The organism is Spirochaetota bacterium, assembly GCA_026414805.1.
GTDB lineage: Bacteria > Spirochaetota > UBA4802 > UBA4802 > UB4802 > UBA4802.
This window is the reverse complement of sequence record JAOAIH010000100.1, coordinates 1-8,089: the sequence shown is the minus strand read 5'-3', so window position 1 is coordinate 8,089 and position 8,089 is coordinate 1. Positions and strand designations below refer to the sequence as shown.

Annotated in this window: 11 protein-coding genes; 9 read left to right on the top strand and 2 right to left on the bottom strand. The window is 37.4% G+C overall.

The genetic code is table 11. The features are described from left to right. Together N3F66_14065 and N3F66_14060 are read right to left on the bottom strand one after the other, a co-directional pair. Positions 1-181: 3-methyl-2-oxobutanoate dehydrogenase subunit beta (locus tag N3F66_14065; GenBank protein ID MCX8125270.1), on the bottom strand; the 181-nt coding region annotated here is incomplete at its 3' end. Next, complete coding sequence (locus N3F66_14060; GenBank protein MCX8125269.1) at positions 178-387, bottom strand: 4Fe-4S binding protein; 210 nt, start codon at positions 385-387, stop codon at positions 178-180. The genes N3F66_14065 and N3F66_14060, both read right to left, overlap by 4 nt. Positions 388-667: 280 nt before the next feature. Between N3F66_14060 and N3F66_14055 the strand changes: the two genes are divergently transcribed. The 9 genes from N3F66_14055 (at position 668) to N3F66_14015 (ending at position 7,846) form a co-directional block, all read left to right on the top strand. Next, positions 668-1,033, top strand: coding sequence for a hypothetical protein (locus N3F66_14055; protein ID MCX8125268.1), 366 nt, complete (start codon positions 668-670; stop codon positions 1,031-1,033). 78 nt (positions 1,034-1,111) lie between these two features. Next, positions 1,112-1,702 (top strand): MarR family transcriptional regulator, encoded by a 591-nt coding sequence (locus tag N3F66_14050; GenBank protein ID MCX8125267.1) that lies wholly within the window; start codon positions 1,112-1,114, stop codon positions 1,700-1,702. A gap of 76 nt (positions 1,703-1,778) precedes the next feature. After that, positions 1,779-2,132: a nitrous oxide-stimulated promoter family protein gene (locus N3F66_14045; GenBank protein ID MCX8125266.1), complete on the top strand. Its 354-nt coding sequence runs from the start codon at positions 1,779-1,781 to the stop codon at positions 2,130-2,132. 12 nt (positions 2,133-2,144) lie between these two features. After that, complete coding sequence (locus tag N3F66_14040) at positions 2,145-3,338, top strand: DUF438 domain-containing protein (protein MCX8125265.1); 1,194 nt, start codon at positions 2,145-2,147, stop codon at positions 3,336-3,338. 19 nt (positions 3,339-3,357) lie between these two features. Beyond that, positions 3,358-4,662, top strand: coding sequence for an NAD(P)/FAD-dependent oxidoreductase (locus N3F66_14035; GenBank protein ID MCX8125264.1), 1,305 nt, complete (start codon positions 3,358-3,360; stop codon positions 4,660-4,662). A 4-nt stretch (positions 4,663-4,666) separates the two neighbouring features. Further along, positions 4,667-4,990: a cupin domain-containing protein gene (locus N3F66_14030; GenBank protein MCX8125263.1), complete on the top strand. Its 324-nt coding sequence runs from the start codon at positions 4,667-4,669 to the stop codon at positions 4,988-4,990. A gap of 74 nt (positions 4,991-5,064) precedes the next feature. Next, positions 5,065-5,742, top strand: a complete 678-nt coding sequence (locus tag N3F66_14025) for a type 1 glutamine amidotransferase (protein MCX8125262.1) — start codon at positions 5,065-5,067, stop codon at positions 5,740-5,742. Between the two features lie 101 nt (positions 5,743-5,843). Beyond that, complete coding sequence (locus N3F66_14020) at positions 5,844-6,272, top strand: NapC/NirT family cytochrome c (protein MCX8125261.1); 429 nt, start codon at positions 5,844-5,846, stop codon at positions 6,270-6,272. A gap of 62 nt (positions 6,273-6,334) precedes the next feature. Next, positions 6,335-7,846 (top strand): ammonia-forming cytochrome c nitrite reductase subunit c552, encoded by a 1,512-nt coding sequence (locus N3F66_14015; GenBank protein MCX8125260.1) that lies wholly within the window; start codon positions 6,335-6,337, stop codon positions 7,844-7,846. Positions 7,847-8,089 lie beyond the last annotated feature (243 nt).

The window sequence follows — 8,089 nt, the reverse complement described above, 5'->3', positions numbered from 1 at the left end:
TGTTAATTGAAGCAATTTCACTTTCGGCAGGTATAAATGTGCCACCTACTCGCGGAAGATGTTTTGCAAGATATTCGGGTATATCATTCTGCGGGGTTATGGGGTAGCCAAAGTAATAGCGGCATCCTGCCTGTATGGCACCTTCAGCAAGGGCAATATTTCCTTTTGTCAGGACTCTCATTTGTACACCTCTATGGCAGTGTCGGGGCACATCAGTGCACAGGTTTTGCAACCAGTACACTGGTCCTTTTTATCAAAAGCAAGCTCGGCTGGGAAATAGCCAATGGAGTTATATTGTTTTGAAATGGTGATTATCTGTTTGGGGCAATATTTAACACAAAAGTAACATCCTTTGCAACGGTTAGTGTCAATGATTATATGTGCCATGGACTCATCTCTTTTGTTGTTGTAATTTCCGGTTACTATCGCACATAATAACAGTTTACGTTAACTGTCATAGTAACATAATAAATAATTGTTGCATAAAAACCGATAGTACACTATATTACTACGGTAATAAAAATTGCAAAAAAATGAATCAATAAACAAATCTATCGCTATGCATGGTATATGTCAATAAAAAGTAATGATGTTATACAAAATTGTGATGCAGTTAAATTTGTAATGATATTTGTTTTGGGCGATAGTTACTGTGAAAAGGTGATCGATGGATAGTAAAGAAAGAATAGCGCTAATACGCAAAGGTAATGAATTTTTTAACCAGGGCAAGATTAAAGAAGCCATTGAGATATTTGTTAGAACTGGGTATAAGGATGGCCTGCAGCGTATAGGCGATTACTATTACTATGACAAAAAACTTCCGCTTATTGCCCTGAAATTCTACAGAATGAGCGGAAGTCAGAAAAAGATAGATGAAATTATGGAGCGGATGATTTTTGCCCTTGGCAAATGGCTGGGCAATGACAAGGTAAAAGACAGTCCTTTCAGAGTGAAACTCCCGCCGTTAAAAGTGTCTCCAAAATTAAAGATGTTAGCTCAGGAAATTTTGGAAAAACATAAAGAAGAAAAGTAAAGAAATATTTAAAAATAATTTGACATTTTTTGTATGCGGAATATAGTTAGTACTACTAACTATTAACATGGGTAGTATATGAGCACAAAGAGCCTGGATGAGAATATTGTGGCACTGCTTGATAAAATTTCTGATATCAGGCGAGCACTTTTGTGGAAAATATCGGAAGAATATAGCCTTACACCGTTGCAGATTCAGATTTTAAAGCTTGTTAAAAACTGTTATGTTGCCAGGCCAGTTACACCAACTAATATAGTAAAAGATTTATATGTGAGCAAAGCAACTGCAAGCAGTGCATTGAAGACATTGCTGGATAAAGAACTGGTGATCAAACACTACGATGAAAGTGATAACAGGAGTTATTATTTAACACTTACAAAAAAAGCTGAAAGGCTTTTGCGCCACATTGACAGTGCTACATATAACATTTCTCAATATATTTCACAGGTGCCAGTTTTTGACAAAAAGATTGCTTTTAAAGTGCTTACACAACTGGTGACTGCAATGCAGAATGATGGTGCAATTGATTACATTGCATTATGCATTCATTGTGAGCATTGCACCCAAATATCAACACTTACATTTCGGTGTCAATTAACCGGCAGAAATTTTGAGTATGATGGTATTAATGTTGGATGCTGTAATTTTTCTGATAGGAAGGCAATGTAATGCTGTGTTTGTTGTTTTTGGTGGCAGAGTTTTACATGATATCACCACAGCCCTATGTTCAATGGAGGTATATTAAATGGTATCAGGGGATAATTCAATAAAACACGATGTAGTAGTTTTGGGGAAGTTTATTCAGATATATTGTAATGGAAAGCATAACGCCCCGCGAACGAAAGTTGTTGCTACTGGTAAAATTGGTAGGTATGTTAATGGGCTAAACCTGGAATTATGTGATGAGTGTAAAAAATTATTGCTGTATGCAGCAAGCAAGCGTATTATATGTCCATACGATCCAAAACCTGCCTGCAAAGACTGCACCACTCATTGCTATGCCGAACCAAATAGATCGATGATTCGTGAGGTTATGCGCTATTCGGGTATGCGGATGATATTTAAGGGGAGTGTTTCGTATATTAAAAAGTTTTTGTAAAAGGAGAATATTATGAGCGAATTTTTGAGTGATATGGGACAAAAGAAAGAACTATTAAAATCAATGATTAAAAAGTTGCATGATGGTGCAGATGTTGCAGAAATGAAGTCACTTTTTAAAAAGGAGTTTGGAAATGTAATGCCGCACCAAATTAGCATGTTAGAGGAAGAACTGATAAAAGAAGGGATGCCAGCAGACGAGGTACACAGGCTGTGTCAACTTCATATTGATCTTTTTAGAGAATCAATTGATGCAGGCAGGGTGGATGTACCACAGGGTCACCCTTTATATATACTGTATTCAGAGCATAGTAAACTTCTTGATTTTGCACAACAGTTAGTTGAAAGCGCTACAAATTTAATGGATAAACCTGATAGCAAAATATTAGCACGCATTCAGCAACTTATAGAATTCTTTAAAGAATCATCGATGCACTATTTACGAGAAGAAAATGTTCTTTTCCCGGTGCTGGAAAAATACGGAGTAACACAACCACCAAAGATAATGTGGATGGAGCATGACAACATACGGGCAATTGAAAAAGAAATGTACAATACAGCTGATGCACTAGCAAAAGGCATTACAGGGGAACTATCGCACACATTACACATAAAGAGTATACAGCTTTCAGAAACACTAGCAGATCACTTCTATAAGGAAAATAATATCTTATTCCCAACTTCGTATAAATTCTTTAATGATGATGATTGGAAGCTTGTGAAACAGGAATTTGATGAAATTGGATATATGTCGTATAGCCCGGTAACTGAGAAAGTGACAGGTGTTTCATCTGCAAAATTTGAATCAGGAATCATTGAGCTTGAAACAGGAAAACTTAGTATAGAGCAGCTTGAAGCTATGCTTGATACCATGCCTGTTGATTTTACATTTATTGACAAAAATGATGTAGTATGCTACTTTAACAATGCTCCTGACCGAATTTTTGTACGTTCAAAGGCAGTGATTGGGCGTACGGTGCAGAACTGCCATCCAGATAAAAGCATTCATGTGGTTAACCGATTGCTTGATGAAATGAAACAGGGCAAGCGCCAAAAAGCAGAATTTTGGATTACGTTGAATAACCGATTAATTTATATCACCTACTACGCAGTGCGTAAGAACGGTGAATATATTGGGTGCCTTGAAGTGACCCAGGATATTACGGATATTCAGAAGATTACCGGTCAGAAGCGATTGCTGGATTAAAATATTTTGGAGGGTTGGTTTGGATCACAACAAACAAAAACGTGTAGTAGTTATTGGTGCCGGTTTTGGCGGTTTGTGGGTTACAAAAGTTTTAGCAAATAAAAATTTTGAGGTGATAGTTATTGATAAAAATAATTATCACACATTCCTGCCACTGTTATATCAGGTCTCGGCTGCTGAAGTTTCTCCAGAGCAGATTGCGGCACCGGTGCGAAGTATTGTGCACAAAAACAAAAATATTCAGTTTATTCGTGGTGAAGTAAGTGAAATACGATATGCAACTAAGACAGTGGTATGCCTGGGGCAGGAAATTGCTTTTGATTATTTGGTGGTATCAGCGGGAAGTGTTAATCATTATTTTAATATTCCCGGCACATTTGAATTTGCATTTCCGCTTAAAACGCTTGATGATGCAATGGTGCTTAGAAACCATATCCTTACCTGTTTTGAGCGTGCTTCGTTTGTGAGTGATCATGTACAACGGCAACGGTTGCTTACCATTGTCATTGTTGGTGGGGGGCCAACGGGTGTTGAATTTGCAGGTGCACTTGCAGAGCTTATTGCAGGACCACTAAAAAAAGATTTCCCTGAGCTAAAAAATGAAAATATACAGGTATATTTAGTAGAAGCTAGTGACAGGCTTATCGGTATGTATGCAAAAGAATTATGTGAGTATACCTGCGAAAAATTACAGAAAAAGGGAGTAAAAGTTTTACTGAATGCAGCAGTAACTAAGATTGATGCTACTGGTGTGTACTTAAATAATGGTACGATGCTGCCAACTGAAACAGTAGTATGGACTGCGGGTGTGAAAGGTGAGCTTATCAAAAATGATTTAAAAGTGCAATCTATGCCTAATGGGCGCGTAGTAGTGGATGAATACTGTAGAGTGCCTGGATATGAGGATGTGTTTATCATTGGGGATTTGGCTTGTTTTATCCAGGATGGAAAGCCATTGCCAATGATAGCACCGGTTGCAATGCAGCAAGGCAAATATGTAGGAAACTATTTAAAAAAGATAGATAAAGGGAAGAATCCAAAACCGTTCAGATATTTAGATAAAGGCGGGATGGTTGCAATTGGACGCAATAAAGCTATTACACAGATTGCAGGGCTTAAACTTAAAGGATACATTGCTTGGATAATATGGATATTTATACACATACTGTATTTGATTGGATTTAAAAATAAAATTTTTGTTATGATAAACTGGGTGTGGAGCTATATCTTCTTTGAAAAAAGTGTGAGGCTTATTTTACCACGGTGTTGTGATGATCCGCACGGGAAAAATTGTTTGCAGCGAGGCAGGAGCTGCAGGGGGTAGCTATATGAATAATTCATTTATCAATCCGCAAAATTATTGTGACGCAATAGATTATCAAAATAATGCCATTGTAAGTAAAACAATAATTCAAAGCAAAGGTGGCAATATAACGCTTTTTGCTTTTGATAAAGGTCAGAGCTTAAGTGAACATACAGCCCCTTATGATGCATTTGTGATGATACTTGATGGAGCGATGTCTATTACTATAGGGGGCAAAGAAAATACAGTGAATGCTGGCCAGGCACTTATTATGCCTGCTAATGTTCCTCATGCTCTGGTTGCACACAAATCTTCAAAGATGCTGCTTGTTATGATAAAAGAGAGTTAGGGACCAAAAGTGTAAAATGTTGACATTACAATACAATTTATAAGTATGCCTTTGCTTTAATAATATAGTAATTTATGATAGTATGTATTCAACATGTTCCATTTGAAACCCCCGGCTACATTCTTGATTGGGCAAAATCACAAAAGAAAGAAGTGGCGATAGTACATGTGTATCAAAATACAAATTTTCCAGTACCTGATTGTGTTGATATGCTGGTTATTATGGGTGGACCTATGAGTGTCTATGATGAAAAGGAGTATCCATGGCTTGTTGATGAGAAACGTTTTGTGGATGAAGTCATAAATAAAAGCAGAAATGTTCTTGGCATATGTCTTGGAGCACAGCTTATTGCGCAGGTGTGTGGTGCACGTGTGTATAAAAATCTCACAAAAGAAATTGGTTGGTATGAAGTACAAAAAGTATCATCTTATAATTCTATTGGACAAGTATTGCCACAGAGGTTTATTGCGTTTCACTGGCATGGTGAAACATTTGATATACCACATGGTGCTTCTCACATTGCTGCTACGGACGTATGTGCCAATCAGGCATTTGCAATTGATAATAAAATTGTAGGTTTGCAGTTTCACTTAGAGATTACCGCACAGGGAGTTTATGATTTGGTACGACACTGTGAACATGAGCTTGAAGAAATAGGCTATATCCAAAGCAGAGAGGATATTATTAAAGGTATTGGACATTGCAATAATGCACATGCAGTTATGGACTCTGTGCTTGCAAGTTTCTTATAATGCTATACTGAAATCGTGTTGAATGGGATTGATCATTGGAGCTAACAAAATATGTCATAAATAAGTATTACTTGTCAATGGCATGTTTCTGGAGGTGAGCCTTGAAATATAAAGTTTATATTGTGCTGGTTTCGTTTTTTATAGTTTTAGTACTCAGCGTGTATGGTACTGCACGCTTTATGCAAAAAACTTCCACGCCACAGTATTGTGGTAGCTGTCATGTAATGATTCCTCAATATGAGGATTGGTTTTATATTGGCAAGCACACACAGATTGCCTGTGTTGATTGTCACTTACCTCATAACAATAGCATCAACTATCTGTTATGGAAGGGGCTTGATGGTATGAAAGATGTGATACTTTTTTATACAAGACTCTATGGCGAAGTAATACATTCCTCAGCTCATGCACGAAAAACAATTCAGGCAAACTGTATACGGTGCCACAGCGAAATGGTGAGCCGCATTCAAGGTGGAGCTATGCAGTGCTGGGATTGTCACAGGTATTTTTATCATAATATAATACATTAAGTTGCACTATCATGCATGGTGGTGTTTGGGAATATATATAACAATTTTCATGGAGGTCATCAATGGAATTTTTACATGAGCTAATTCAAAAAATTGAGCGAAAACACATAATATGGGCAATAGGTGGTATTTTGTTGTTGTGGCTTTTTATGTATATTGTTGGGGCACTGGGGCCTTCTGAGCCTAAATTAGTACTGGTGGGCACAATTCCTGACAATGAGTATGACCCTGCTGAATGGGGGAAAGTGTATCCTCTTGAATATGAATCGTGGCAAAAGACAAAGGATCCCAAACCTGCAGGAAAAAGCTTTTATAAAAAAGGTTGGGATACTGACAAAATAATGTATGATAAGCTTTCGGAGTATCCGTTTATGGCTTTGCTTTTTAAGGGGTGGGGTTTTGGCATTGCCTATTATGAACCTCGTGGTCACTGGTACATGCGCATTGACCAGGATGAAATCGATCAATCACGTACAAAAGCCGGCGGTGTATGCTTAAACTGCAAGTCGCCGTATATGGATGCACTGGTTACACAATATGGAAATTCTTTTTACAGCATGAAGTGGCAGGATGCTATCGCCAAATTGCCTCAAAAACATAAAGACCTTGGAGCAACATGTATTGATTGCCACGATAACAAAACAATGGGATTAAAGATTAACAGGATAGCATTTAAAAGTGGTTTGGCAAAATTAGGTAAAAAAGAATTTACACGACAGGAAATGAGAATATTGGTGTGTGCACAATGTCATGTTACATACAACATCCCAAAGAATGAACAAATGCAGTCGGTTGGTCTTGAACATCCCTATGAAGGAAGTATATGGGGTAATATTTCAATTGAAAATATAATCAAGCTTATTAAAAAGAATCAGCAGTGGGGTGAGTGGAAGCAGGAAGTAACAGGTTTTAAGGTTGGATTCATCCGTCATCCTGAATTTGAGTTTTTCACACGCCAAAGTGTACATTTTAATGCTGGGCTTGCTTGTGCTGATTGCCATATGCCATACAAGCGAGTGGGTTCGTTTAAGATCTCTGACCACAATGTAACAAGTCCTCTTAAAGATGACCTTTTTGCATGTTTGAAATGCCATCCGCAATCAAAAGAAAGGTTAGTGAAACAGATTAAAGAAATTCAGGACAGAACTCTTTCGCTCTTGCTTAAAGCTGGGTATCATGAAGCCGTTGTTGCAAAGCTTTTTGAAAAAGTTCATAATCAATTTAAAGACACCTTGAGCAATGATTTACTCTATGTAACTGCAAAGGACTATTATCTTGAAGCCTTATACAGGCTAATATTTATGGGAGCTGAAAATTCTATTGGTTTCCACAATCCTGAAGAAGCAGGACGGATACTTGGGGATTCGATTGGTTTTTCAACGAAAGCAGAAGGGCTATTGCGACAGTTACTGGCAAAAAATGGAATTGATGCAGGGCAAAGCATTAACTTGGAGCTGGCAAAATATCTTAATAACAGGGGTCAGAAAAAATTAATGTTTAAACGTGAACAGGAGTTTAAAGATCCGTTTGGTATTGTGGAGAAGACAGTGCCTAGAATTACTATGGGCTTATAGCAGTGATTGTTGGTTGTTAGTAAGTTTAATACCATAAAAGGGGGAGTGTAGAGTCATTATCCCCCCTTTTTTGTTATTTAAATATATATGCTGGACTACCTTTTTTGTAATCATAAATTTAAGTTTGATTTAACGTTATGATTTATATTTGTGCTCGTTTTAATAGTTTTGGCGGTGGTCCCCAGTAGAATTTGAGGCAATGTATGCCTTTTTCTCTGTAAAAATCAAATGTATACGACCTAT

Excerpts from the sequence above, each read along its gene's own strand:
- N3F66_14060 (MCX8125269.1), bottom strand. The coding sequence starts at position 387 with ATGGCACATATAATCATTGACACTAACCGTTGCAAAGGATGTTACTTT.
- N3F66_14055 (MCX8125268.1), top strand. The coding sequence starts at position 668 with ATGGATAGTAAAGAAAGAATAGCGCTAATACGCAAAGGTAATGAATTT.
- N3F66_14030 (MCX8125263.1), top strand. The coding sequence starts at position 4,667 with ATGAATAATTCATTTATCAATCCGCAAAATTATTGTGACGCAATAGAT.
- N3F66_14050 (MCX8125267.1), top strand. The coding sequence starts at position 1,112 with ATGAGCACAAAGAGCCTGGATGAGAATATTGTGGCACTGCTTGATAAA.
- N3F66_14015 (MCX8125260.1), top strand. The coding sequence starts at position 6,335 with ATGGAATTTTTACATGAGCTAATTCAAAAAATTGAGCGAAAACACATA.
- N3F66_14025 (MCX8125262.1), top strand. The coding sequence starts at position 5,065 with ATGATAGTATGTATTCAACATGTTCCATTTGAAACCCCCGGCTACATT.
- N3F66_14040 (MCX8125265.1), top strand. The coding sequence starts at position 2,145 with ATGAGCGAATTTTTGAGTGATATGGGACAAAAGAAAGAACTATTAAAA.
- N3F66_14045 (MCX8125266.1), top strand. The coding sequence starts at position 1,779 with ATGGTATCAGGGGATAATTCAATAAAACACGATGTAGTAGTTTTGGGG.